The organism is Geodermatophilus sp. SYSU D00663, assembly GCF_054050655.1.
On the sequence record NZ_JBJGZT010000010.1, the window covers coordinates 70758 to 96390 of the forward strand.

The window sequence follows — 25633 nt, forward strand, 5'->3', positions numbered from 1 at the left end:
GCGGGGTGTTGGCCGGAGCCCAAGCCGGGGTGGGCAGAGGCGACGCCGAAATGTCGCCGTCGGAGTCATCCCGACATCGGGGCTGAAGACGTGTCAAGCCTGATCCTGCCGCCACAGTCTTGGGGGCTTTCACGGCCCCGGCTGTCGCCCTCGCGGAACCGGCGGCTCAGATGTTGACACGGGCCCGGCTGCCGCGACGTGTGCTACGGCGTGCGGGGCTGGCGGCCTCTCCACTCGCGATACTGCACCCGCATGCAGTTGCCGCACGGCCGGTACCCGGACGCAATGGCCGTTTCCTCGTCAGCGAAGAAGACGCGGATCTCCTCATAGCCCCTGCCGAGAGCGTTGCGAGCGCTCCAGCAGTCCAACTGGCCGTAGATCCGGAGCTTTGAGTTGCCGCCCAACGTGCCGCGGGTCTCGCTGGAGTAGGGCTGGCCGTCGGCGCCCAGGAGGGTGTACACGGTTGAATCCTGCGGCACGCCTCAGGCGGCATTGTGGAGGACGAGCTCGACGGTGTGCCGCAGGCGGAGCGGAGGGTACCCACCCCGGGGCCGCACGCCGCCACGGTTGACCAGTGTTGTGTCTTTTGGGTGAAGGTGGGATCGGCTCGACGCCGCAGGCCGGCGCCGCACCGTCCTATCGCTCGGGCTGCGGTGCTCGCCGCCGAGCGCCGCGGCGTACCTGGCCCCACCGCATGAGACGGTTCCGGCCATGACCTTCGTCGCCGGTCGCATCGACGTCCCAGCGGTCATGGAGGAACTTGCTCGGCGACGCCCCGTCTTCCACTCAGAGGCGGATTTCCAATTTGCCTTCGCTCAGGTGATCCAGAGCCTCGTGCCCGACGCTCACATTAGGCTCGAGGTGCCGCTGAGGGGCGTGCGCGGGCTCAAGGGCTCGCAGTACCTGGACCTCATGTGCAGCAGCCCAGCTGGACGGACCGCCATAGAGCTGAAGTACTTCACGCGCAGTTGGACCGGGACCGACGGGTCGACCGAGGAGCAGTTCAGACTGCGCCACCATGCGGCCACGGACCTAGCCCGCCGCAATCTCGTCTTCGATATTGCACGACTGGAGCAGTTCACGGGCGCGGGCGTTGCCGACAACGGCCTGGCGCTCATGCTCACCAACGACCGCAACCTCTGGTTGCCGTCGCGCCGGGCGACTAGCAACGATCATGAGTTCCACATCAACGAAGGGGTGACACTCAAGGGAGTGCTCCGCTGGGCGAAAGACCTGTATCCCGGCAACACGCGCGAATTGACCGGCAAGTATCCAATCCGGTGGAACAACTACAGCGAGCTGGGGGGAAGCCACGGTGCTTTCCGGTGGCTCGCCATCCGAGTGCGGAAACGACCGGGGGCTGGGGAGAGCAGGGTGTCGTTCGACTGACCGCTGGAGGCGCCAGATCCGCCGTCTACGGATTGCCAGCAAGGCAGTTGGGTCGCTCGAATGTAGCCGCTGGCGACCTGCCGAAGTTGCTCGCCCCCGCAGGGGGTCCTAACGCCCTCGGCCAGTGTGCCTATTGTCAATTACTGACTGTCGTCCGCTCGGGGTGCGGCTATGGCAGGGCCCTGGTCGCTGGACAGGTGGAGACGTCGCTAGAGCTACCAACCAGCGACGAGGCGGACACGGCCCGATCACGACTCGTCATACGATTAGGGCAGTGCCCCGACGCCCGGCCACGGCGCGGGTAGCTGTTACCCGTGGACGTCGTACCGCTGATCCACTTCACGTTGATTTGACCCGCTCCGCCCAGTGGACATCCAGCACGACGGACGGGGGTGGCCTGGCTTCCAAGCGGCCTGGCGGCTTTGTGACGGCTGGGCTGGATGGCGGACGTCGAGTACGTCGTCGAGCACGAGTGTGGCATGGGCAAACATCTCCCGGTGGTGCCACCAAGGCGGGTCTGCATCACCGACTGAGCCCTGCAGCGCGCCTCCGCAGACTGTGCATTGCGCCTAATGCCCCGATGGGTCGCGAAGAGGCTCACTAACGCGCCCTCCGAGTTCCCGAAGGCGTTCGGCGATCTGCGCCCATGGAATTTCTCCGGTCATGTGACACCAGGACAAGCGAATGGCGCCCGCGATACGCTGCTCTGAGTACCCGGCGGCCGTCAGTACATGGCTTGGCTTGTAGCTCTGGGCGGTGCACGCCGAACCATTCGATAGGGCCACGAGGTCCCTCAAGGCAACGATGGCTGCTTCCGAGTCGATCTCGGGCATCGAGAAATTGATGGCGTTAGGCAGGCTGTGGTCGGGGTTGCCGTTGAAGGACGCGCCGAGTGACGTGAGCGTATCCACGGCCTCCATTTTGAGGGCCGCGTTGTGCGCCGTGCGCTGCTCGTGTTGCTGTAGGGCCAGCCGAGCGGCGGTCCCCAAGCCGGCGATCAACGCCACCGGCAACGTGCCGGGTCGCAGACCTCGCTCTTGGCCGCCGCCGTGCATCAAGGGTGTCAGCGGTGGTCGCGTGAACCCGCGCCGGCGGGCGATCAGGGCGCCGACGCCCTTGGGGGCGTACAGCTTGTGCCCGGATGCGGAGATGAGATCGATCCGGCGGTTGCGTAGGGGGGCGATCACCTTGCCGAACGCCTGCGCCGCATCGACGTGGAAGAAGGCCTCGTGGCCCGCGAGAGCCGAGGCGATCTCGTCGATCGGCTGGATGACGCCGGTCTCGTTGTTCGCCGCCATGACCGACACCAGCAGTGTGTCCGGTCGCAGGACGGCTGTCACCGCCTCGGCTTCGATCCACCCGCCTGCGACCGGGGGGAGCAGGGTGATGTCGAAGCCGCGAGCGCCGAGCGCCTCCAGCGGCTCCAGGACGGCCTTGTGCTCGATCTGCGTGCTGATGATGTGCCGGCGGCCGGTGCGCTCTCCGTGTGCAGCCAGGCCGAGGATGGCCAGGTTGTTGCTCTCCGTGGCGCCGCTCGTGAGGATCACCTCTTCCGGCTGAGCGCCGACGACGGCCGCTAGCTCCACCCGTGCCTGCTGGACGCGCTCCTTCGCGGCCTGGCCGTAGGCGTGGGTCCGGCTGCCGGCGTTGCCGTACTCCTCGCTCAGGTAGTGCATCACCTCGGCGAGGACCGCCGGCTCGACCGGCGTGGTGGCGTTGCAGTCGAGGTAGACGGGGCGACCGGGGTCGCCGGCCACGAGCCGGTGCTCAGTCCTGTCGGTGCTCGCCTCTACCGTCCTCATGGGTCGCAAGGTACGGCAACATGGCGATGAAAGTTCGGACACGCCGGTACCTCTGTACGGAACTTGCGATCCGTACATCGGGAGGGTAGACAGACGGGCATGGCCGCACCGCGTGTCAGTTCCGCGGCCCCCGCCGGGTCGCGGGCGTCCGCCTTCGAGTACGTCTTTCCAGCGATCCGGGGCGTCCAGGCCGGCCGCGAGTACTACGTCACGATGTGCCCGCTGCGCCTCATTCCCCGGCTGTTCGTCTTCGACGAGGAGGAGCTGACGCCGGAGCTGCGCGCGCAGCGCACCCTGAACAAGGCACGCGTCCCGGAGATCGCCCGCTACATCCTGGACAACCCGACCAGCTACGTGTTCTCGGCCCTCACCGCGTCGGTCAACGCCGACGTTCGGTTCGAGGCCTTCGACGCCGACGGCCGCGGCGGCGAGCGGCTCGGCACCCTGACCATCCCGATGGAAGCCAAGTTCGTCATCAACGACGGGCAGCACCGCCGGGCCGGCATCCAACAGGCGCTGGCCGAGAACCCGGAGCTCGGGGACGAGAGCATCGCCATCGTCATGTTCCTGGACATCGGGCTGCAGCGCTCGCAGCAGATGTTCGCCGACCTCAACCGCCACGCCATCCGGCCGGCCAAGTCGATCGGCGTGCTCTACGACCACCGGGACGAGATGTCGGCCATCTCGCGGCTGGTCGTGTTCCGGTCGGACCTGTTCAACGACCTGACCGAGACCGAGACGAGCAACCTGTCGGCGCGGTCCCGCAAGCTGTTCACCCTGTCGGCCTTCTACAACGCCAACCGGGCGCTGCTCGAGGACATCGAGCCGGATTCGCTGGAGCGGCGGGTCGACCTGGCGACTGCCTACTGGGAGGTGGTCGCCGAGCAGTTCCCGGAGTGGGCGATGGTGCGGCAGCGCGAGCTGAGCGCCGGTGAGATCCGCCGCGACTTCATCCACAGCCACGGCATCGTTCTGCACGCCCTCGGCATCATCGGCAACAGTCTGCTGCGGGCCAGCACGAGCCGGACGAGCTGGCAGAAGACCCTGAGAGGCCTGCGGCAGCTGGACTGGCACCGGGGGAGTGCCGCCTGGGAGGGGCGCGCTGTCCTCGGCGGCAAGGTCTCGAAGAGCCGCGCCAACGTGCTACTGACGACGGCGGCCATCCGCAGCGCCCTTGGCCTACCGCTGCCGCCCGAAGAGCAGCAGATCGACGACACCTTTCGACGAGGAGACGCATGACGCGCAGCCTGCCCATCCGGCCCCGCTCCGCCTTCGACGGGTCCGGCTTCGCCGCCACGGTCGACGCTCTAGTCGGGCAGACGCAGCAGCTCTACCTGGCGGACAGCGTGCCGTGGGTGGTCGGTTACTCCGGCGGTAAGGACTCGACGGCGGTGCTGCAGCTGGTCTGGCTGGCGCTGGAACGGCTACCGGCCGAGCAGCGCCACAAGTCGGTCCACGTCATCTCGACAGACACCTTGGTCGAGAACCCCGTGGTGGCCGCCTGGGTGACGCACTCGCTCGACGTCATGGGGGAGGCGGCTCGGAGCGCCAGCCTGCCGCTGACGCCGCACCGCCTGACACCGGCGGTGGCCGACACCTTCTGGGTCAACCTGATCGGTCGCGGCTACCCGGCGCCACGGCCCAAGTTCCGCTGGTGCACCGAGCGGCTGAAGATCAAGCCGTCGAACACATTCATCCGCGAGATGGTCCAGGCCCACGGTGAGGCCATCCTGGTGCTCGGCACCCGCAAGGCCGAGTCGGCCGGGCGGTCGCACCGTATGACGGCCCTAGAGGAGCGCCGGGTGCGCGACCTGCTCAGCCCGAATGACTCGCTGCCGAACTGCCTCGTCTACTCGCCGGTCGAGAACTGGTCGAACGACGACGTCTGGACCTTCCTGATGCAGGTCAAGAACCCTTGGGGCTACTCGAACAAGGAACTGCTGACCATGTACCAGGGGGCGTCGGCCGACGGCGAGTGCCCGCTGGTGGTCGACGCCAGCACGCCCAGCTGCGGCGACAGCCGCTTCGGTTGCTGGACGTGCACGCTGGTCGACCGGGACAAGTCGATGGCCGCCATGATCCAGAACGATGAAGAAAAGGAGTGGATGCTGCCACTCCTGGAGCTGCGAAACGAGCTTGATGTCGCCGACGACCGCCACCTGCGTGACTTTCGGCGGATGAACGGCTCGGTGCAGGTCTTCGGCAAGGACAACCGGCTGATCCCCGGGCCCTACACCCAGGCGTCGCGTGAGCGCTGGCTGCAGCGGCTGCTCGAGGCCCAGACCTGGATCCGGGCCAACGGCCCCGACTACGTTCAGCAGCTGGAGCTCATCACGCTCGCCGAACTGGAGGAGATCCGTCGTCTCTGGGTTGTCGAGAAGCACGAGTTCGAGGACCACCTGCCTGGCATCTACCAGCAGGTCACTAGCACGCCCTACCCCGGCCGACCGCTCGACGAGCACCTTCCGCTGGGCCCCGCCATGGTCGAAGTGCTCGGTGACGTAGTGGGGGAGGACCGCCTGCACTTTGAGCTGGTGCGCGAGCTGCTCGATATCGAGCAGCGCCACCGGGCACAGGCACGTCGCTCCGGCCTCTTCGATGCCATCGAAAAGGCGCTGCGCCGCGGCTTCTACGACGACGAAGCTGATGCCGTGCTCCGGGCGCTGCAGCGGCAGGAAGTGGCTGCCCGTCCTGTGGACGAGGCGGCTGGCGCCGAGCCGGATCCGCTGGACCTGGCCGACGGCCTCGTGCGTGAGGTCGGACAGCGGGTTGCGCCGTGATCCTCGACGAACTCGTCCTGCACAACGTCGGCACCTTCGCCGGCCGCCACGTCATTGAGCTGACACCCCCGTCGCCGAGCAAGCCGATCGTGCTGATCGGCGGCCTGAATGGGGCCGGCAAGACGACCATCTTGGAAGCCATCCACGTCGCCCTGTACGGGCCGCTGGCCCCGGTCTCTGGACGGCGCTCAGGAAGCTACGAGAACTATCTGCGCGGCCTGATTCACCGCGGCGTGCCGCATAGCGAAGGTGCCGCCATCGAGCTGGCTTTCCACGCCCACCAGCAGGGCCAGGAACGCCATTACCGCATCCGTCGCAGCTGGAAGAGCACCGGCAAGTCGCTCCGCGAGATCCTGCTGGTGTCGGTCGACAGCCGTCACGACGGCGCCCTGACCGCAACCTGGAGCGACTACGTCGAGACGTTTCTGCCGCGGGGCATTGCCGGGTTGTTCTTCTTCGACGGCGAGCAGATCGAGGCGCTGGCCGACCTAGACCGGTCGCGCCAGGTGCTGGCCTCGGCCTTGGCCGCGCTGCTCGGGCTCGATCTGGTGGACCGGCTGAACACCGACCTGGCGGTGCTGAAGCGCCGGCGGCGGGCCGAGCAGGTGCCCGCTGAGCTGCGTCAGGCCGTCGATAAGCGCCGGTTGGCCGTGACGGCGGCCCGGCAAGCCGAGGAGGCTGCGTCGGCGGCCGTGGCCGCCGCCCGGGTCGAGAAGGAACGGGCCGACAAGCTCGCCTTCGAGCTCACCGAGCGCTACCGCGCGGCGGGCGGCGAGCTGCTCGACCAGCGGGAGACGGCCGCGGCCCGGGCGAGCGTGCTGAAGAGCCAGCTGGCCGCCTATGAGAACGAGTTGCGCACCGAACTGGCCGAGGCAGCCCCCTTGCTGCAGGTGACCGCCCTGCTGCGCCAGGTGGTGAGGCAGGCCGAAGCCGAGACGGCGGCCGCCCGTGAGCGCATCGTCGCCGCGGCTCTGGAAGAGCGCGATGCGGCGCTGCTGGCGCGGCTCAGCGCCGACAAGCTGACGGCCAAGGCGCTTCGGGCGGTGGAGCAGCGGCTGGCCGCCGACCGTGCGGCGAGGGCCTGCGCCGCCGAGGCACCCGTCATCACGGGTCTAGCCGAGGCGGCTGCCATCGAGCAGCTGGCCAGTAGCACGCTGCCGACGGCGCAGCGGCGGCTGGCCCAGCTCGTCCATCGGCAGACGGAGGTGCGAGCCGAGCTCGACCAGGCCGAGCGGGTGGTCGTCGCCATCCCCGACGCCGCCTCGCTGGCACCGCTGCTCGCTGAGCGGGATGCCGCCGCGGCTGAGGCGCTGCGGCTGGACGCCAAGCTGGTCCAGCTTGAAGAACAGCTGGCCCTTCTGCGCCAGGATCGGGCCCGCGCCGACGCTGCCTATGAGGCGGCACTGACGAAGCATGCCGAGGCCGGCCTGGTGGCCGACGACGGCCGCCGCGTAATCGAGCACGTCGACCGGGTCCAGGCCACCCTTGAGCGGTTACGGGCGGCGGCCATCCGGCGCCACCTCGACGGCATCAGCGCCCTCGTCCTGGAAGCGCTCGGCCGGTTGCTGCGCAAGTCCAAGCTGGTCACGGCCGTGGCCATCGATCCGGAGACCTACGCCGTACGGCTGACCGGACCGGATGGCCATCCCCTGCCGGCTGGCGCCTTGTCAGCCGGAGAGCGCCAGCTGCTAGCCGTTGCCCTGCTCTGGGGATTGGCTCGCGCCGCCGGCCAGCCGCTGCCGGTGGTGATCGATACGCCGCTCGGCCGGCTTGACGGCGAGCACCGGGCCCACCTGCTGGAGCGCTATTTCCCGCACGCCAGCCACCAGGTGATCCTGCTGTCCACCGACACCGAGATCAGCGATGCCGCCCACCGCCGGCTGGCCCGGCACGTGGGCCGCAGCTACCAGCTGGCCTTCAACCCGACGACCAATGCCACCGCCGTCGTGCCCGGCTACTTCTGGGAGTGAGTCTGCATGCCCCTTGAACACATCAAGCTGTCGCAGGCGGCGCGCGACCAGCTCATCACGCTCAAGCGCCGGACCGGCATCATGCACTGGAACGTCCTCTGCCGCTGGGCCCTGTGCCGTTCGTTGGCCGAACCGGCGCCACCGCCGGCCGCCAAGCTCAGCCTAGACAGCAACGTCGAGATGACCTGGCGCGTCTTCGCCGGCGACTACGGCGACGCGCTCTGGGCCCTGTTGCGCTCCCGCTGCCACCAGGATGGCCTGGCACTGGACGAGGAGACGCTGGCGCAGCAGTTCCGGCTGCACCTGCACCGAGGCATCGGCTACCTCTTCGGCGATCCCCGGGTAACTGACGTGGCCGGCCTGGCCAGCTTGGCACTGGAGGAGGTGGCAGCCGCGTGATCCCGGCGGTCGCGCGCCACCGGACAGCGCTGGTCCGAACCCACCTGTCCCGGCCGCTCGCGACCGCCCTGGCCGACAACCTGCTCGACCCATCCCAGACGCTGCTGGACTACGGCAGCGGCCGCGGCGACGACGTGCGCCACGCCAAGGCACTCGGCATTCCGGCTGCGGGCTGGGATCCGGTCCACCAGCCCGATGGGCCCCGGGCCGCCGCCGACGTCGTCAACCTCGGCTACGTCGTCAACGTCATCGAGGACCAAGCCGAACGCGCCGCCTGCCTGCGCCAGGCCTGGCAGTTGGCCAACCGGCTGCTCGTTGTCAGCGCGCGCCTCGCCTGGGACGCCCGCGACCTCGTCGGCCGGCCCTTCGGCGATGGTCTGCTCACCCGGACCGGCACCTTCCAGAAGTTCTACGAACAGGCGGAGCTGGCCACCTGGATCGAACAGACCCTCGGCGTTCCACCGGTTGCCGCGGCGCCCGGCATCTTCTATCTGTTCCGGGAGCCATCCGCCGCCCAAGACTTCCTGGCCCGCCGGGTGCACACCTACCGACCGCGCGTCCGCATCGAGCCGCAGGCCATCTACGAGTCCAACCGCGAGCGGCTGGAGCCACTGCTGGACTTCATGACCGCGCATGCTCGTCCGCCGCGTCCGGGCGAGCTAAGCCGGACGGCTGAAGGGGATCTCACGACGGTCTTCGGCAGCATCGGCCGGGCGGTCCGGCTGCTGCAGCAGGTGACCGACACCGACCTCTGGCAGCAGATCACCGTCCAGCGCCGCTCGGAGCTGTTGATCTACATCGCCCTGTCGCGCTTCGGCCGACGGCCCAGTTACAGCCAGCTGCCGACCAGCCTGGCCACGGACATCCGGAGCCTCTTCGGGACTTACCAGGCGGCCTGCGTGCAGGCGGACCGGCTGCTGCTGTCCTGTGGCGACCCGGCCATCGTGCTCGTGTCAGCGCGCAGCGCCTCGGTGGGTAAGCAGACGCCAAGCGCCGTCTATGTCCACCGCAGCGCGATAGGCCACCTGCCCCCGGTGCTGCAGGTCTACGAAGGGTGTGCACGCGTCCTGGCGGGGACCGTCGAGAACGCCAACCTGGTGAAGCTCTCGGTCACCCAGCCTCAGGTGTCCTACCTCTCGTATCCGACGTTCGAGCGCCAGGCACACCCGACCCTGGCCAGCGCGGTCACGGTCAATCTCCGAAAGCTAACGGTCGACTGGCGCGACTACCGCCAGGTCGACAACCCGCCGCTGCTGCATCGCAAGGAGGAGTTCGTCGGACCGGATGATCCGCGGCGGGAGATGTACGCGCGCTTGACCAAGGCGGAGCACCGGAAGGGTCTCTACGCCGATCCCAGCCGCATCGGCACACGGGCCGGCTGGGAGGCGGTGCTGGCGCAGGCCGGGGTTACCGTGCAGGGCCACCGGCTGGTGCGCCGGCCCGCTACCCCCACCTCGCCCCACTGAGCAGCTCCTCCACCGAGACCGGCTTGGCGCCTCCGCTCTCGGACAGGGCCTCCGTCACGAGGGCGTCGACGACGAGGGCTGCCGGCTGGTGCCGGACGTTGACCTGCTCCTGGAGGTACTCCAGCCCGCCGTTGGCGTACTCCTCGAAGATCTTGACCCGCTCCTCGATGCGGGTGGCGTCCATGATCTCGGGATCATCAGTCACCACGTTGGCCGCGATCATGTTGACGAGCGCCTCGCTGAACATCGGCGCCGTCAGGGTGTCGTAACGGATGGGGTCACCCGACGCGGCCGCGAACGGCACACGGCGTTCGTGGCGGAAGCCGAGTGCCGCCGCGAACAGCAGTACGTCGCGGAAATACGGAAACCGGGACTCGGTCTGCAGCTCAAGCAACAGGGCTTCGTGCGGCTGTGGACGGCGGATCCGAACGTCGGCGGGGGCTGTCGTCACTTGATCACCTTCAGCTCGGAGTGGTCGGTGCTCGCCGGCCTGATGTAGGGGTGGGCGACGCCCTCGATCTCGATGTCGTCCGCGACATCGCCGGTGGCCGTGGTGTGGGTTTCGATGACCCCCAGGTGGCTGACGTAGGGCATCAGCTCGGTGACGACCCGGCCGAGGCCCTGGCTCTTGCTGACCAGCACGACCAACTGCGGGGCCATCTGCGCCAGGGCGCGCGAGACGGCCTGCTGGTAGTCCTGGTCGAGCGAGCCGAACGCGGCGTCCATGACGATCGGATAGAGGCCCGCGTCGGGCGGCGCCTCGCCTTCGGCCCGGCGCTCCTTGCGGATCTCGCGCGCCAGTTTGGACACCGCGGCCACGAAGCTCAGGCTCAGGATCTGGTTCTCACCGGTTGACTTCGGCACCTGGAGCTGCACGCCGTCGACGTCCTTGTGGAGCGTCAACTCGAAGCCCCGGTTGAGCGACGGCACGTGGTTCTGGTGGGTGATGCTCCGGAACACCGTCTTGAGCTCGGCATCGAGCCGACGACGCATGTCCTCCTCGCGGATGGCGAGGATCTCCTCCAGGGCCTTCTTCACCGACTGCACCAGGTCCGATCGGGCTCGGGCCTTGGCGGCCAGCTCGTCCGTCACCTCCGCGGTGCGGCGCTCCCTGGTCTTCTGCTCGATGTCCCTCCCCAGACGGTCCAACTCGGACCGCACCGAGCCGATGAGCTGCTGCTTGCTGCCGAGCTGCGTATCCAGGTCGATCCGCTTGCTCTCGAGCGCCTGCACGTCCTCCCGCCGGCTGTCGCGGAGCTTGCCGTCGAGCTCCGACTGCTCCTCGATGAGCCGGTCGACCCGGTCGCGCTCCGCGTTGATGCGCGTCATGAGCGAGGACAGGCTCTCCCGCAGGTCGACGCGTGCGGCTGCCAGCGGGCCGATCTGGCCGCTCAGCTGCTGCCACGCCGTCTCGACCGCTTGCAGGCCGGCCTTCTGGCGCCAGTCCTTCACGTGCAGCCAGGGCTCGGAGTGCTCGGTCAGCGGCGTGCCGCAGATGCAGGCTCCGTTGTCCAGCAGCTTGTCGACGAACTCCCGCTTCAGCGGGGACGGCAGTTTTCCCTTCTCGTACAAGCTCTCGGCCATCGCCTGGGTCGTGTCGCCGAGTGACTCGGTGAAGGCCAAGAAGCCGCGCGTGGCGATGAGGTGCTGCCGCTCGGCTTGGGCGGTTGCAAGCGCCGCCTTGGCCTCTTCCAGGTCGCGGGCGACCGCGTCGCGCCGCTCCTGGATGGGTCGCGTCTCGTTGTGCTGCCGCAGCACGTCGAGCACCGCGTCACGTTCCTCGGTGAGCACCGCCAGGTCGCCTTCCAGCAGTTTCACCTGGTCGCGATCGGCGGTTTCGCGCTCGCGCAGGGCGTCGATGGCCTCCTGGATCTCGGTGGCCTTGTCCCCGCCGTGCTTCTTGAGCTCCGCGGTGAGCTTGCGATCCACCTTCGGCAGGTGCACGAGCGCCCGCTCGACCTGCTCGAGGTCCAGCAGCACCTTGATGTCCTGTTGGACCTCGGCGTAGGCACCTCGCTTGACCAGGTTCTCGATCCGCTCGCCGTTGAAGAAGAAGAAGCGGCTCACTCCACGGGGCAAGATGCTGTAGACGGTCTCTTGCGGCGCCCCCACGACCTCCGACGCCCCATCGGCAGCGGTCATCCACAGCTGCAGTTCGGGTGACAGGCGGGTCTGGTGGTCGGACTGCTTGTGCACGCGCGCCTGGCGCAGCAGTCGGTAGTCGCGGCCCTCGTGGTCGAACCGGAGTTCGACGGCGACCTCGACGGACTGGCCGATCGGCAGCGCGCGCCACACGCTGTCGCTGACCATGCGCTCCTGCTGTTCCACGTCCTCTGACATCGCACCGTGCAGCGCCCACGTGAAGGCGTTCAGGAAGGTGGTCTTGCCGGCTCCGTTCGCGCCGAAGAGCAGCGACACGGGGCGGATGGCGTCGGAGGTCAGGTCGAACGTCTGCACGCCTTGGAACTGGCGGAAGTTCGTCAGCGTGATGGACTGCAGCTTCACGGAATGTTCTCCTTGACCGCGGCGAGCAGGTCGTCCGTGGCGTCGTAGGCGCTCAAGTGGAGCTTGGCGCGCTCGATCTCCAGGACGCGCCTGAGCAGGGCACGCTCCTCGTCGCTGAGCTCCTCGAGCACCTGCTTCTCCGTGCGACCGTCATCGGTCACCGATGTCTCCTTGCCGTGGTCGTGGTCGTGGGCGAGGGTGCCGCCGCTTACATGTCCAGGAGCTGGTACCGCTCCTTCAGTGGCCGCAGCACCTGAAGCGTGGTCGCATAGTTCTCCGACAACGCGCCGAACTCGTGGGCCCGCTGCAGCTCACGCGCCAAGAGGGCTCGCTCGACATCGAAGTTGACCGGTGCCGCGGCCGGCGGCACCGCCAGGTAATCCAGGATCTCGGCCCGCTCCTTGCCGGGGGCACGGCGCAGCAGGCGTCCGCGCCGCTGGATGAACTGGCGGGGGTTGCTGCTGCTGGCCAACAGGTAGCCGATGCGGGCATCGGGGATGTCGACGCCCTCATCAAGGCAGCGCATGGCGACCAGTACCCGTAGATCGTCGCCCGTGCCGAAGCGGCGCAGCAGCACCTTGCGCTGCGGCCGGGGCGTGTCGGAGACGTAGGAGTGGGCCGGCAACTGCAGCCGGTGGCCCACCAACTGCATGACCTCGTCGAGCTGGTTGGGCCCCGGCGGGTCACCCGGCTCCGTCGGTCGCCGGCCCTCGGCGCAGTAGACGAGCTGGAACCAGGACTCTCGGCGTGCGGTCAGGTCCTGTTGGAGCGCCGTCAGCTTTCCCTCGGCATGCCCCAGGACGCCGGCGCGCTGCCGCAGCAGGAAGCCGATGGGGGAGTCAGGATCGGTGTCCTGCACGCTGTCGCCTGCGGCGATGCGCTTGGCGATCTGCGTCGTCAGATCGATGTACAGAGCGGTCTCGTGGTCGTTCAGTTCCACGAGCCGCGGGAGGTAGCTGTAGCGGCACAGCGCTCCCATCTCGATCGCCCGGCCGAGACCGAGCTCGAAGACGATGGGGCCGAAGTAGTCGATGAGCGCGTCGGTGCCCGCATCGTCGAACCAGCGCTCCGGTGTCGCCGAGAGGGCCAGGCGGTAGGTGGCGCCCGGGGGAAGTGCCGCGCGATACGTCGACGAGCCGAGGTTGTGCGCCTCGTCGGCGATGACCAGCAGCGGCTGCGTGATGCGGGACAGCACCGCCTGGAACCTGTCGCCGGCGAACGACTTGTTGGTGGCGACCATGACCACCACCGGGCGCTGCCCGAGACGGGCTTCGGCCAGTTGGTCTTCGACGGCGCGCATCCACTTCTGGCTCGCCTCGTAGATGGCGATCGGACGCACGCCGAAGTCCTCGACCTCGGTGATCCACTGGTCGACCAGGTGCTGCAACGGCGCCAGGATGAGCACGACGAGGGGTTGCTCGCGCTGCCCCAGGACGTTGCCGAGCTGGGTGGCGGCGATCATGGCCGTCTTCGTCTTCCCGGTGCCGGTGGCCATCTTGAGGATGCCGCGGCCTTGCTGGCGAAGCCACGACTCGACCGCCTGCCGCTGGTAGCCGCGGACGTCCAGCCAGTCGGGGATGCGCAGCCGCATCGGCTCGGAGACGGTGGGCGGGGCGGGCGTCAGCGCGTCGTCGCGGCCTGGCACCGGGCGATGCGGTCGCTCGCTGCCGAGCTTGATGAGCCGCTCGCGGGCAATGTCCGGGAAGCGCTCAACCGCGAGGTTCGGCGTCTGGTTGGCCCAGAGCGCTTGGAAGTCGCTTTCGAGCCGGAGGGCCCGCGCGCCGTCCCCCGCCGCCCAGCCGCGGTACACCTCGACAGATTCGAAGTTGGCCATGAGACCGCCGTAGGTCTCGTTGCTGCTGCCCGTGAAGCCGACGAGGTCGCCGAAGTCGTCGCGGAAGACGCCGATCTTCTCGTGGTAGATGCCAACGCGCCCCGCCTGCTCGACGAATGCCAGCTTGATGTCGAGCCGGCCCTCGGCGATCAGGCGGCCCAGCATGCCGAGCCCGTCGAGGACCGGTTCCCGCTCCTCGAGCTCCAGCTCGCGCATGGTCGCCCGTTCGATGACCGCGCGGACGTCGTAGCCGCGTTCGATGTCCACGATGTCGTCTTCGCTGAGATGCGGAGAGGCGACCACCCGCATCGTGCCGCCCCGCGCGGCGAACATCTCGATCCCGCGGGCGTACAGGGCGAGACTGCTGGAGGTGAAGTAGCCCACCGCTCGGCTGTAGCTGGACGCGACGGTGAACGCAGGCACGTAGAAGGTGGCGACGACGTCTTCCTGATCGCTGCGATAACGGTCATGCAGGGACAGGGACCGCAGGCCTCGGGGAGGCATGCTCACAGCAGATCCAGGATGTCGTCGACGGCAACACGGTGCGTGGGAGACGGCGGCGTGTGGCCTGTCTCCAGGGACTCGCGGATGCTCGTCAGAAGGTCTGCGACGTCGATATCACCGCGTTCGCGGTAGCTGCCGATCACGCTGGTGACCGGCGTGGCTGCTGAAAGCCCGACGGCTGCGGCCAACAGGCTGCGGGTTTCGTCGCGGTCGGCGGTCACCGGCGCGCCGATCAAGCTCAGTGCATCGGGCAGCGGGTCGCCGGTCAGGTCTCGAACAGGCTCGAAGGAGAACTTGCCGTCGTCGTGGATCACGAGGAACGCTTCGGTGCCCGCCGCGACATCGCCGGCCAGCAGGAAGCGGCGGATGGTGCCGAAGGACGGCTGGTTGGCGGTCCATGCGATGGCCTGCGGCCCGAGAGGTGACGCGAGTTGGCGCGTCTGTCCGAACTGCAAGCCGAGGAGCCCCGCGATGGCCACCGGTGCTGCTGAGCCGCTGCCCCGCAGATGGTCGGCTGTGATGCGTACGCGGTAGGCCCAGGCATCCGGACGGCGGAAGAGGCGGCGGGTCTCCTCGGGTGTCTTACGGACCTCACGGTCGTCGCTCGCGAGCGTGACCACGCCCGCCTTGCACTGGAACGGCGGCGAGCTGGCGTACGCCACGACGCTACTGGCGGTGACGGTGTAGCGGCCGGTGATGTACTCGACCAAGTCTTCGAGTTGGGCACGCCCGCCGCTACGGGCCACCCGCTCTCGAATTAGGGACCGGACGCCGGCATAGGCCTCCATGCCCCACTCCCGGAGCGCCCAGCGGTCTCGGTCGACGCGTTCGAAGCGGTCGTCGCTGCTCATGGCGTTGCGCAGCGAGTTGGCGCTGCGCTCGATGACGAAGCGGTCGACGATCTCCTGAGCGCTGAGCGGCGAGCCGACAACCGACAGCACCGCCGCGCCGTAGTCCTGCACCGACTGCGTCCGAGTAAGGACAAAGTCGCCGTCGACGATGTAGCCGCAGTGCGTCAGCCAGGCCGCGGTTCGTTCCGTCACTCGTTCCGGGTGGCTGCTCTCCACGAGGCTGAGGGTGTCGAGCCGGGCGACGCCGTAGCGGTCAGCCCGCTCCTGCAATTGAGTCTGGGTCAGGGTCCGGGCTGCGGTGGTGGTCGGCACGACACACCAGCCGTCCTCGATTTCATAGGCGTCGTCGAGGCGATCGAGGACCCGCCATGCCGGCTGGCCGACTGACGCAACGGTCTTTCCGAGAGCCGGCATGAGAGCCAGCAGATCGTCCAGCGGCCGAATCGTTCCAATGAGGGTCCGGGCAGTCTCGGCAACCATCGAAAGCTGACCACTATCGCCGACCAGGCCCAGCTGGCCACCGTCGCCGACTAGGCCGAGCAGTGCCCCGCGCGCCTTCCCCTCAATCTGCCGGATTCGTTCTCGGGTCACGCCGTACTCGCGCCCGATTTCATCCAGCGTCCGTGGATTGTCAGCGAAGAGACGCTTGGCCAAGACTTGAACGGCCCGGGGGTCGAGGGTCGCCAGTGCCACCTCGAAAAGACTCGCTACGTCCATTTCCGCTGCCCCGTCGGGGAGAACATCCCTCGCGGTCCGTGCCTCGAGGCGGTCCCGGGCCTTGACGACCTCGTCCGGCGTCCCGGGGGCGAGCGCTGCCCCCAGCAGCGCCCGCTCGGGCTGCCCGATCGTGGCGTACCAAGTGGCGACGCGGTCGAGGTCCTCGACGAACGCCGCCAGCCAGTCCGGCTGATGCGCCGCGCGGTCCTCCGACGCCGGCGTCACGTCGCCGGCGGACCAGGGGGCGCTGACCCGCGGCGTCGGCAGCGAGGTCGAGACGTCCGCCACCGCCTGAAGGATGGAGTCGACGGTGCCAACGCCGACCTGCTGCCACGCCATGACTGCGTGCAAGTGAACGCCCATGAGGTCAGCGCCGGTGAGGCAGCCGTGCCGCCCGAGCGCGTTGAGCGCCCGCACCGGCATCCGCAGCTGCAGCAGCTCCGTCTCCGGCGACAGGCCGGGGAAGATTTGGCCGATCGTCCACTGGCTGAGGCGGCCCATCGCCAGTTCGGCGATGCTGGCGATCCGCTGCTGCCGGACGGCGACGCCGGGCTCGTCGATCGGCTCGGCCCACCAGGGGTGACCCGAGGCGTCGGCGGCTCCCTTAAGCCAGGGGAAGGCGTCGACCCAGGTGCGCGGGCGCAGGTCGCCGTATCCCAAGTCTCCGATCACCTGGGTGTCACTCCTCCGGGGTCCGATCCATCGCGGCGGCCGACAACCCGTTGGATCTCGGCCGGTGCAGTTCATGCCAGAGACCGCACCGTGGACCCCGCATGATGGACGAAGTGCGATCGTGGTGGGTCAGCGACCCACCACAAGGGGTGACGCTCGCGAACCCGGACGAGCTTGCCTTACAGCGAGGCGTATCGACGCCGCTGCCGTGCTCGGCGTGTCACTCACGCCCGTCGGCAACACGAGTGGGCGCCTTCGGGCATGGGTTGGGCGGACATGCGGCCCAGGACGACAGTCTTCCGTTGGGGCGGCACCGGCTCTAGTCCACCCGAGCGCTATGACTGTTGCAGCTCTGCGGGCAGGCATTCGAAGGAGAACCGGCGACCTGCACGCCACACAATGACGGGCACCCGGCTCTTGATCATGTCCCTGCGCAGAATGCGGAACAGGTCCTGGCGGGTCCGCACGTCGTGCGGTCCGACGGCCAGCAGGACGTCCCCGTGCTGGAAGGGGCCGGCGGCCGTGTGACGTACCGCGGTCACGACCAGGCGCTCGCCGTCTGTCCGCTCGTCCGGCCGTTGCGGGGCGACACTCACCCCGAGCCACGCCCGCGCGATGGAGCCGTACGCCAGGAGTTCGGGGATGATCCCGGCGACCGTGTCGGCCGGCACCGCGAACCCGATGCCCTCGGCGCCCCGGATGCCGGCCGTGTTGACGCCCAGGACGTCGCCGTGAGCATCGATGAGCGGGCCGCCCGAGTTGCCGGGGTTGATCGCGCAGTCCGTCTGGATGATGTCGTAGATCTGGCGTCCGCTGTTGGTCGGCAGGCTCCGCTTGAGACCGCTGACGATGCCGAAGGACATGCTCTCGGGATAGCTCCCCAACGGGCTCCCCAGGGCGAAGCACAACTCGCCCAGGCGCGCCGGCAGTGGGCGCAGCGCCAGAGGGCCGGCCGCCTGGCGCGGCACCTGCAGCACGGCCAGATCGGTGAGCGCGTCGCGCCCGACGACCTCCGCGCGGGTCTCCTGGCAATCTGGGAACCGGACCCACACCGGCGCGACGAGGTCCTCCACGACGTGGTGGTTGGTGACCAGGTGCCGGTCGTCGTACAGCCACGCCGACCCGCTGCCGCCGCCGAAGTCCCGGGTCTGGCCGGTCACGATCGCTGTGGACGGCACGACGGCCAGGGCGAGTGCGGCGATCTCCTCGCTCAGAGCGCTGAGCGCGCCGCCCCGGGTCCTAGACATCGGTCGAGTCGGAGTAGTCGTCCTTGAGCAGCGTGTGCCCGCCGAAGCGCTTCTGCAGCAGGGTGTCGAAGTGGTCCGCGGCGTTGCTGACCATGTCTACGGCGAACATGAACTCCGACGGCGACAGCGTGTCGACGAGTAGTTCCGCGCTGAGGAGGATGGTTCGGCCGTCGCCGGTCACCATGGCCTTGGCCATCGCCACGCTCGAGTTGATGGTGTTGACCGCCTCGTAGACCTCCGGCGACAGGTGGAAATCCGCTCAAGAGCGGAGAGAAGAGCTCGAGGAAGGGTGACTTGCCGTCGTGCTGGCGGACGAACAGCACGGCGCTGCCCCGGGGGATCGGTAGGTCACCGTCGGCGTCCCGTTTGGCTTCATTCCAGCCCAGGGCGTCGCACAGCACCGCTTCCACCCATGCGTTCAGGTTGCTGTCGCGGCTCGCGGGCGTGCGCTGCTCGCCCGACGTGCTGCGCCGCGGAGGGGAGGCGGGGTCCTGCGCGGGGTCCGCGGTGCTCACCTCGGCGACCTGTCGCACGGCCGGCACGCGGACCTTCTCGGTGCCAGTGGCCGCCTGTGGTTGTTCGCCCGCTGCCAGGAAGGCGGAGAGCGTGACCTCGCGCAGTCGTGGCGCGTTCCGGCAGGTCCGCAGGTAGTCGAGCTGTTCCTGCGTCCCGCGGATGCCGATGTCCGACCGACCCAGCCCGAGCTCTCGCAACGCCTCGGTGAGCGCGCCGCGGCTGGCGTGGTCGGTGGGCAGCCAGGCCTCTAGCAGCGTGGGCCACATCTCCTGGATGAAGGAGGGCCGGGGGCGTGCCCCGTAACGTCGGCGCAGCGCCTCCGCGGGGTCCCCCTGGAGTCCTCCCGCGTCGGCGAGCGCCTGCAGCAGTTCACCGGGGAAGTTCGTCCACGCGAATCGATATCGGGGCATGCGTCGCTCTTTCGAACGGACCCGGCCCGCCAGTACGCGGCACACAGGTCTCCCCGGCGCCGACGCGCATCGTGCGGGCGACGACCAGGGTGCGGCCAGCCGCCGGGCACTTCTTCACCCGCCAGGAGGACTGCTGGCCCGAACCGGCGCCGGTCCTGGCCGGGTCGACGATGGAGGAGCGCGTGCCGGGAAGGGGGAGGCCGCTGGCGTCCGTCAGGCCGGCGGGGTGCCAATGGCCTGGTCCCGCACGACGCCGGCGAGCACCGCGGCCTGGACCGTGGCCAGCGCCTCCAGGCGACGGTCCGGCGGTAGGACCTCCAGCGCACTGATCGCCGCGCGGGCAGCCTCCTCCGGAGTGCCGGGGCGCGGCTGCGGGGCCGGCTCCCGGTAGTCGGGATTCCCGATCCACCGCGACTCCGGGGCCCCAGGCGCCGCGGCGGGAGCATCCACCGCCGCGTCCTGCCCGGTGTCGCCGGGCAGGGCCTGGAAGAGATCGCTCGCCGGCATCCCCAGGGTGCGCGCCAGGAGATGCATGACCTTGGGGGAGGGCAGGCGGTAGCCGGTCTCCAGCTGCGAGATGTAGGGATAGGACAGGCCGGTCCGGTCCGCCAGGTCGCGCCTGCTCAGCCCCAGGGCCTCACGCCGGCCCCGGATGAGGCGCGCCAGGCCCTCGTCCCCGCTCTTGTCCTGCCGGCCGGTCATCGATGCTCCTTGCGTAGCTATGCTGTGAGCATTATGCTGTATGCATCGTATCACCGCGGGTGCGCGAGCTGAGGAGATGCCATGCACGTAACGGCGACATTGGACATCGAGGCGGTGGCCCTCGAGGCGCGGGACGAGGTGAGCGTCCTGCTGCAGCTGACGGCTCCGGCCACCGGGCCGACCCACCGGCGCCCGCCGGCCGCGCTGGTGGTCGTCCTCGACCGCAGCGGCTCCATGGCCGGCGAGCGGCTGCACGGCGCCCGGCGGGCGCTGGCGGACCTGGTCGACCGGCTGGACCCGGACGACCGGTTCGGCCTCGTGGTGTTCGACAACAAGGTGGACGTCGTCGTGCCGGTGCAGCCGTGCGCGGACAAGGAGTCGCTGAAGCGGCGCATCCGGGCCGTCGAGGCGGGCGGGACCACCGATCTGTCCGCCGGCTACCTGCGCGGGCTGCAGGAGGCGCGCCGGGCCATCGGCGCCGGGGACTGCGCGATGGCGCGGGTGCTGCTGATCAGCGACGGTCACGCCAACGCCGGGGTGGTGGACCCCGATCGGCTCGCCGGTGTCGCCGGCGCGGCGCTGGCGGCCGGGGTGACCACCACGACCCTGGGGTTCGGGCTGGGCTTTGACGAGACGCTGCTGGGTGCGGTCGCCCGCGGTGGTGGCGGCGCGGAGCTGTTCGCCGAGGACGCCGACACGGCCGTCGGGGCGATCGCCGCGGAGGTCGACGGCCTGCTGTCCCAGTCGGTGCAGGCCGCCTCGCTGCTGGTCGAGATGACGCCCCAGGTCGCGGCGGTGGCCGTGGCCAACGACCTGCCCGCCCAGCCCGTGCCGGGCGGGGTCATGGTCGAGCTCGGCGGCTTCCTGTCCGGTGAGGTGCGCAAGGTGGTGCTCAGCTTCGCCGTGCCCGGGATGCCGGCCCTCGGCCTGGCGCGGATCGCCACCCTGACGCTGCGGTACGTGGCCGTGCCCGCGCTGGTCGAGCAGGTCGTCGCACTGCCGGTGCAGGTCAACGTGGTGCCCGGCGACGCGGCGGCCGGTCGGGTGCCCGATCCCGTCGTCCGCAGCGAGCTGCTCTATCAGCGGGCCCAGGCGGCGAAGCGGTCCGCCTCGCGCCTGCTGCAGGCGGGAGACGTCCCGGGGGCGCTGCGCGTCCTGACCGATGCTCGCCGGGCCGTCGAGGGCGCCCTCGCCGCCGCTCCCGGCGAGCTGGCGACCGACCTGCGCGAGGAGTCCGCCCAGCTGCAGGAGCTGGCGCTGGAGGCCGGCAGCGGGCTGGCGACCCGGGCCTCCAAGCGGATGTCGGCCGACGCCGCCCTCAAGTCCCGGACCCGGGGACGGAGGCCGAGCTGACATGCGCAGCGAGCTGCTCGCCGCGGCCGACGCCGCGTTCCGCGCCCACCGCGAGGCCACGGAGGTCTGTGGCCCGGTGGTGACCCCTGGGTCCCGGCCGATCGCCTGGTTCGGGGACACCGCCGCGTACGCCGCCTCGCCGCTGCGGATCCTCACCGCCGGCCTCAACCCCTCCCAGGTCGAGTTCCCCGCCGAACAACCCGACCAGCGGTTCCCCGCGGCACGCGGTGTCCGGCAGGCCGGCGACGCCTACGTCGCCTCGCTGAACGACTACTTCCGCGTCGCTCCCTACTGGCGGTGGTTCAACACCTACCGGCCCCTGCTGGAGGGGCTGCAGGCGTCGTTCGACGGCGGCTTCGGGGCCAGCACCGCGGTGCACACCGACTTGTGCAGCCCGGTGCCCACGTCCCCGACTTGGAGCCGTCTGCCGGCCGCCGTCCGTGCCCAGCTCTCGATCGGCGGGGTCCAGTTGTGGCATGAGCTGACCGAGCTGCTGCGGCCCGACGTCGTCCTGCTCTCCCTCGCCCGCGGCCACCTGTCCCACATCGTCTTCCCCGCCCTCGATCCCGACTGGTCGGAGTGGTTCGCCATTCCCCAGCCGGCCAGGCCCTACGTCGTTCTGCGGCGCCGCTACCAGATCGGCGGCCGACCGGTCCTCTTCGTCTGGGGCCGGGCCGCCAACACCCCGTTCGGCAGCCTCAGCTACCCGGCGCGGCGCCGGGTGGGGGCCCGCATCCTCGAGGAGGTCGCGTGACCGACCACGTCTACGTCGTCCAGTTCCCCCATCCCGGCAGGGAGCGGCTGCCCCAGCCGCTGGCCGTCGGTGAGTCGCTGCCGTGGAACACCGGCGACCACGGCCGCAAGTTCCTGCTCACCCCGGGCAGCTGGCGGGAGTGCCCCGACGGCCCGGACCGGCATGGGGAGGTGACGTTCTGGGGGGAGTGGGAGGCGCAGTCCGAGGTGGTCGAGCTGCTGGCGGGCGGCCCTGCGCTGCCGCGGGCGCTGCAGCGCCCCTTCTACCGCGTCGAGCACGGCGGCTGGCGGCAGAACACCGACCCGCTCGTCTTCGGTGACCGCTTCTCCTACACCAACTGCCGGCAGCCCACCAACGCGAAGCTCCGGGCCCTGCCGGCCGGGTCGGTGGTGCTCTTCGGCAGCAAACTGCACGGCGGCTTCGTCCTCGACACCGTCTTCGTCGTCGGACAGGCCGCCGGCTACCGCCCGAGCGACGGCCCGCCGGAGGGCGTCCACGGCGCGGCCGAGGAGCTGGTGACCGACGGGCTCGCGCAGGATCCCGCGCACGCCGACTTCCGGTTCACCTGGTACGGCGGCGCCACACCGGCGCAGCCGGTGGCGGGCATGTTCAGCTTCACGCCCGCACGGCCCCACCAACCCGGAACCCCCGGCTTCGCACGCCCGCGCCTCCGTCTCGACCCGGTGATCCATCCGAATCTGGCGATGGCGGCCCGCTGCACCCCCATGGGCCTCGCTCAGGCGCAGGACATCTGGCAGCGGGTCGTCGAGCAGGTGACCGCCGCCGGACTCGTCCTGGCCACGCACCTGCCGACGCCGCAGCGGCTGACGCCGCCGGTGGTGCCCGAGACGTCGCGGGCGCCGGGCCGGTGCTGACGTCCGCCGGTCACAGCGTCGCCGGAGCCGGCAACTCCTCGGCGGTGTAGAGGTAGAGGCCCTTGATCTTCTCCGCGCCGGGACCGATCGCCACCCGGTTCACGGTGCCCCGGGCGTTCGCGATCACCTGCCAGGTCGGCTGTGGCTCGTGCGGCCGGTGCAGGTCGAGGAATCGCCGCACCCCGGCCCGCGTGGTGTCCGCGTTCAGGTGACACCGCAGAACGCCCGTCTCCACGAGGACCCACGGCTTGCCGCCGAAGGTTTCCACGTCCCCGACCGTCTCCTCCTCCGTCGTCTCCAGCCACCAGCGCAGCAGCTCGACGAAGTCCGCGCGGTCCTCGCAGACGTGCCCCCGCTCGATTTCCGGCACTCGTTTCACCTCTCCCGACCCGGCGTCGGGCCGGCCCCGCCGCCACTCAGGCGATCAGGAGGATGTCATGTGGCTGCTGACCCCCACCGGCTTCTACAGCGCCGTCGCCACCGGTGACGGCGACGTGCTCGCTGTGCGGACGCGCACCCTGGGCGATGCCCGTCAGCTCGTCGACCGGGTGTTCGCCGACGGCGACTACTCCCGCGTCATCACCCGCCCGCACGCCGACTACCGGCACCGCGTGCTGCTTACAGGGGAGCAGTGGACCGACTTCGTCGCCGACGAGGCCGCCCACATCGACTACGGCAACTTCAAGCAGGCCGTCGCCGAACGCCAGGGCTCGGCCCGAGCGGCGGTCTACGCCGAGGTGTGGGCCAGCCTGTACCGGCTGCAAACGGAAAGGTCTCAAGCTCGATGAAACGCCGCCAAAAGGCGGCTGTGGGCTGGGGGCATCAGGGGTAGGCGCAGTGGACGCGTCCAAGACGCAAGGGAGTGGTGCGGGTATGACGACCGTGGACGTGTACATCCAGGGGGGCGGGGACAGTCTGTCCCTGCACAACGGTCTGTTCGGTCCGGCGACGACCGTCTATCACGCCGCCTATGACGCCAGTCGCAGTGGCGATGCCGTCGGTGGGTGGAACTCCGTCGGGAGGCTGGAGGTGACCTTGTCCGGCCGAGAACTCCGCAAGATCCTGGCCCAAGTGAAGCGGCTTCCGCCGCACCACCGGAGGCCGGAAGACGACGAGGGCCTGCACCGGTTTTGCGAGTCGATCACCGACGATGCGACATATGAGATCAGGGGCATGGAGTTCTGACTGGTCGCGCGGTGGCTTCATCGCCTCCGCTCGACGGCGGCAGGCTCCGCCGGAGCGGTGGGTCTGCACTGACAGGTGACGACCATCGTTCAGGCGACCGGAGTTCGCCAACGATGAGCACGATGTATCCGCTTCCGAGCGGGTGTGGACGAGGTCAACGGACCGCCTGCGGTCTCGGCGCCGGCCGCTCCACGGTCCCGTGCTCCGCCTGAGGTGCATGGTCAGGGATCGGATGGACATCGTTGGGCGACCGTCAGGGGCAAAGGCGGATTCGCGCCCGCCACCGAAGCGGCGGCGGGCGAGGGTACCCGCCTCCGGCGGACCGGGGGAATGCAGGGCTGAGCATCGGCGCACGACTTGAGTGGGCGGCCTACAAGCTTGCGTCGCGGTTCGCGAACGTTGTTGACCGTGAGGGAAGTCGGCACCGCGCCGCCGCCCTGGGCGATGCGCGTGCCATGATATCCCGCGCGGAGTCGCAGTTTGAGGGCCTTGTCCGTGCGGGCACGACAGGTCTCACGTCCATGCGAGCGGGGAGACGCACATGCCCAAGCCGGGAAAGATTGGCACCTTCTACCATTTCACCTCCCAGAACAACCTTTCCTTGATCCAGCAGGCCGGAGTCATCACGACAACCGAGTCCAACGTCGGATCTTCGCGAGCGGACATGCCGCCTTTCGGCGAGCACGTCGGGCCAGACGTCGTTTGGCTACTCGACGTACCGGAACTGGAGTTTGAGCACGGACTGCCTCGCTCCTCGGGTAACAAGCGCGAAGTGCGCTTCACCGTGCGGTGTCGAGCGATACGTTGGCTGGACTGGCATCCCGCCAAGCGAATGCACCCCGCCTGGCGGGCGCGCATGATCGAGGCGGCCGGAGGAATGGATGCGGCTCGCCATTGGTGGGTGAGTGAGCGACCTATTGCGCGTGCGGATTGGTCTGCCGTCGACATCGTCCCTGCCGAACGCGTGGCTTGAGGCGACCCGGCTCAGGTGTGGCGGATTGCCGCTGACCGAGCGGCACTGCACCAACGGGTAGCGGCTCGGCCGCCGACCCGGGCGTCGAACAGCAGCAGGTCGCGGAGTCCTGGAGCGCGATCGAGCAGGTCCGGCTGCTGTGCCGGCTGGCGGCGAAGACCATCGACGTGCACGGCGACAGGGCTGCCGCGGCTTACGTGCCGGTCGCGAAGGTCGCCGTGCCACGGGTCGCCCGACTGGGCAGCCCGCAAGACGACGGCGGCCGCGTCTCCGCTGCCCGGCCTTGAGGCGCTGGCCGCTGGGGTCGCTCCACCCTGAGGTCCTGTCCTGGGAGCCTCGCGCCGGTTCAAACTGGCTCGACCGTGTGCCGGCCCACCTGCACCGGCACGCCCGCTCCTGCGCGTACACCACTCAGGTCACTCCGGCCGGGGGACCAACCGCCGCTCTCCTGCGAGGTGGAGGACGAGGAGGTCCGAGCGTCCATCCTGGACGCCTTGGAGACCGCGGGGCTCATCGAGCGCTCCCACCAGAGTCGGGTCTGGAGCGGTGGCGGCGTCGTCTCTGCCAGGTCGGCGGCCCTTCGCCGTGCTCGGGCTCGGTCGCCAGGTCGCGTGCGCGACGACACCGCTTCCCGGCTTGCTCGAGCCTCCCCTCGGCTCGGTTCGGAACGTGAAAGACTCGGCCGGCCCGTTTCGTTCAGGCGGGCTGTCGAGGGTCGAGAGACGAGGT

The 25633-nt window shown here is 69.6% G+C and carries 23 protein-coding genes and 1 pseudogene; 12 read left to right on the plus strand and 12 right to left on the minus strand.

Annotated features, from left to right (window positions below; translation table 11 throughout):
* Positions 1-203: 203 nt before the first annotated feature.
* Complete coding sequence (locus tag ACI79Z_RS09860) at positions 204-461, minus strand: Ada metal-binding domain-containing protein (RefSeq protein ID WP_456902507.1); 258 nt, start codon at positions 459-461, stop codon at positions 204-206.
* Positions 462-711: 250 nt separating this feature from the next.
* Between ACI79Z_RS09860 and ACI79Z_RS09865 the strand changes: the two genes are divergently transcribed.
* On the plus strand, positions 712-1389 hold the full coding sequence (locus ACI79Z_RS09865; RefSeq protein WP_456902508.1) for a hypothetical protein: 678 nt from the start codon (positions 712-714) through the stop codon (positions 1387-1389).
* Positions 1390-1958: 569 nt separating this feature from the next.
* On the opposite strand, the gene dndA is transcribed toward ACI79Z_RS09865, so the two are convergent.
* Positions 1959-3191: a cysteine desulfurase DndA gene (dndA, locus tag ACI79Z_RS09870; RefSeq protein ID WP_456902509.1), complete on the minus strand. Its 1233-nt coding sequence runs from the start codon at positions 3189-3191 to the stop codon at positions 1959-1961.
* A 99-nt stretch (positions 3192-3290) separates the two neighbouring features.
* Here dndA and dndB point away from each other — a divergent pair, with 99 nt between their 5' ends.
* The 5 genes from dndB to ACI79Z_RS09895 are packed head-to-tail and all read left to right on the plus strand — an operon-like array spanning position 3291 to position 9806.
* Positions 3291-4430 carry a DNA sulfur modification protein DndB gene (gene dndB, locus ACI79Z_RS09875; RefSeq protein ID WP_456902510.1) on the plus strand — a complete coding sequence of 380 codons (1140 nt, stop codon included), beginning with the start codon at positions 3291-3293 and terminating at the stop codon, positions 4428-4430.
* Positions 4427-5971 carry a DNA phosphorothioation system sulfurtransferase DndC gene (dndC, locus tag ACI79Z_RS09880; RefSeq protein ID WP_456902511.1) on the plus strand — a complete coding sequence of 515 codons (1545 nt, stop codon included), beginning with the start codon at positions 4427-4429 and terminating at the stop codon, positions 5969-5971. The genes dndB and dndC overlap by 4 nt, the downstream gene beginning before the upstream one ends.
* Complete coding sequence (dndD, locus tag ACI79Z_RS09885) at positions 5968-7941, plus strand: DNA sulfur modification protein DndD (protein ID WP_456902512.1); 1974 nt, start codon at positions 5968-5970, stop codon at positions 7939-7941. Before dndC ends, dndD begins: the two co-directional genes overlap by 4 nt.
* Before the next feature lie 6 nt (positions 7942-7947).
* A complete protein-coding gene (gene dndE, locus ACI79Z_RS09890; RefSeq protein WP_456902513.1) occupies positions 7948-8340 on the plus strand; it encodes a DNA sulfur modification protein DndE in 393 nt (130 codons plus the stop codon).
* Positions 8337-9806, plus strand: a complete 1470-nt coding sequence (locus tag ACI79Z_RS09895; RefSeq protein ID WP_456902514.1) for a DNA phosphorothioation-associated putative methyltransferase — start codon at positions 8337-8339, stop codon at positions 9804-9806. The genes dndE and ACI79Z_RS09895 overlap by 4 nt, the downstream gene beginning before the upstream one ends.
* Here ACI79Z_RS09895 and ACI79Z_RS09900 read toward each other — a convergent pair.
* The 9 genes and pseudogenes from ACI79Z_RS09900 to ACI79Z_RS09940 all read right to left on the minus strand — a co-directional run bounded on the left by ACI79Z_RS09900 (position 9784) and on the right by ACI79Z_RS09940 (position 19764).
* Complete coding sequence (locus ACI79Z_RS09900; RefSeq protein ID WP_456902515.1) at positions 9784-10257, minus strand: DNA phosphorothioation-associated protein 4; 474 nt, start codon at positions 10255-10257, stop codon at positions 9784-9786. The two genes, ACI79Z_RS09895 and ACI79Z_RS09900, sit on opposite strands and share 23 nt — an antisense overlap.
* Positions 10254-12311: an AAA family ATPase gene (locus tag ACI79Z_RS09905; protein WP_456902516.1), complete on the minus strand. Its 2058-nt coding sequence runs from the start codon at positions 12309-12311 to the stop codon at positions 10254-10256. The genes ACI79Z_RS09900 and ACI79Z_RS09905 overlap by 4 nt, the downstream gene beginning before the upstream one ends.
* Positions 12308-12472 (minus strand): hypothetical protein, encoded by a 165-nt coding sequence (locus ACI79Z_RS09910; RefSeq protein ID WP_456902517.1) that lies wholly within the window; start codon positions 12470-12472, stop codon positions 12308-12310. The genes ACI79Z_RS09905 and ACI79Z_RS09910 overlap by 4 nt, the downstream gene beginning before the upstream one ends.
* A 47-nt stretch (positions 12473-12519) precedes the next feature.
* On the minus strand, positions 12520-14649 hold the full coding sequence (locus ACI79Z_RS09915) for a DEAD/DEAH box helicase family protein (protein WP_456902568.1): 2130 nt from the start codon (positions 14647-14649) through the stop codon (positions 12520-12522).
* 2 nt (positions 14650-14651) lie between these two features.
* A complete protein-coding gene (locus ACI79Z_RS09920; RefSeq protein WP_456902518.1) occupies positions 14652-16889 on the minus strand; it encodes a sigma factor-like helix-turn-helix DNA-binding protein in 2238 nt (745 codons plus the stop codon).
* Between the two features lie 335 nt (positions 16890-17224).
* Entirely contained in the window at positions 17225-18136 is a 912-nt protein-coding gene (locus tag ACI79Z_RS09925; RefSeq protein WP_456902519.1) for a S1C family serine protease, read from the minus strand.
* Positions 18129-18383 carry a T3SS (YopN, CesT) and YbjN peptide-binding chaperone 1 gene (locus tag ACI79Z_RS09930; RefSeq protein ID WP_456902569.1) on the minus strand — a complete coding sequence of 85 codons (255 nt, stop codon included), beginning with the start codon at positions 18381-18383 and terminating at the stop codon, positions 18129-18131. Before ACI79Z_RS09930 ends, ACI79Z_RS09925 begins: the two co-directional genes overlap by 8 nt.
* Positions 18384-18399: 16 nt before the next feature.
* A pseudogene (locus tag ACI79Z_RS09935) lies at positions 18400-19062 on the minus strand (T3SS (YopN, CesT) and YbjN peptide-binding chaperone 1); the annotation flags it as partial.
* Between the two features lie 213 nt (positions 19063-19275).
* On the minus strand, positions 19276-19764 hold the full coding sequence (locus ACI79Z_RS09940) for a helix-turn-helix domain-containing protein (RefSeq protein ID WP_456902520.1): 489 nt from the start codon (positions 19762-19764) through the stop codon (positions 19276-19278).
* A gap of 81 nt (positions 19765-19845) precedes the next feature.
* Between ACI79Z_RS09940 and ACI79Z_RS09945 the strand changes: the two genes are divergently transcribed.
* Genes ACI79Z_RS09945 through ACI79Z_RS09955 form a run of 3 tightly spaced genes read left to right on the plus strand, consistent with a single transcriptional unit; the run spans position 19846 to position 22746 of the window.
* Complete coding sequence (locus ACI79Z_RS09945) at positions 19846-21117, plus strand: vWA domain-containing protein (RefSeq protein WP_456902521.1); 1272 nt, start codon at positions 19846-19848, stop codon at positions 21115-21117.
* Position 21118: 1 nt separating this feature from the next.
* Positions 21119-21871, plus strand: coding sequence for a hypothetical protein (locus ACI79Z_RS09950; RefSeq protein ID WP_456902522.1), 753 nt, complete (start codon positions 21119-21121; stop codon positions 21869-21871).
* Positions 21868-22746 (plus strand): hypothetical protein, encoded by an 879-nt coding sequence (locus ACI79Z_RS09955; protein WP_456902523.1) that lies wholly within the window; start codon positions 21868-21870, stop codon positions 22744-22746. The genes ACI79Z_RS09950 and ACI79Z_RS09955 overlap by 4 nt, the downstream gene beginning before the upstream one ends.
* 10 nt (positions 22747-22756) lie before the next feature.
* Here ACI79Z_RS09955 and ACI79Z_RS09960 read toward each other — a convergent pair whose 3' ends face one another.
* Positions 22757-23116 (minus strand): hypothetical protein, encoded by a 360-nt coding sequence (locus tag ACI79Z_RS09960; protein WP_456902524.1) that lies wholly within the window; start codon positions 23114-23116, stop codon positions 22757-22759.
* Positions 23117-23183: 67 nt separating this feature from the next.
* Here ACI79Z_RS09960 and ACI79Z_RS09965 point away from each other — a divergent pair, with 67 nt between their 5' ends.
* The 3 genes from ACI79Z_RS09965 to ACI79Z_RS09975 all read left to right on the plus strand — a co-directional run bounded on the left by ACI79Z_RS09965 (position 23184) and on the right by ACI79Z_RS09975 (position 24904).
* Positions 23184-23534, plus strand: coding sequence for a hypothetical protein (locus ACI79Z_RS09965; protein ID WP_456902525.1), 351 nt, complete (start codon positions 23184-23186; stop codon positions 23532-23534).
* A 94-nt stretch (positions 23535-23628) separates the two neighbouring features.
* Positions 23629-23931, plus strand: coding sequence for a hypothetical protein (locus tag ACI79Z_RS09970; protein WP_456902526.1), 303 nt, complete (start codon positions 23629-23631; stop codon positions 23929-23931).
* Positions 23932-24472: 541 nt separating this feature from the next.
* Positions 24473-24904 carry a hypothetical protein gene (locus tag ACI79Z_RS09975; RefSeq protein ID WP_456902527.1) on the plus strand — a complete coding sequence of 144 codons (432 nt, stop codon included), beginning with the start codon at positions 24473-24475 and terminating at the stop codon, positions 24902-24904.
* The last annotated feature ends 729 nt before the right edge of the window (positions 24905-25633 follow it).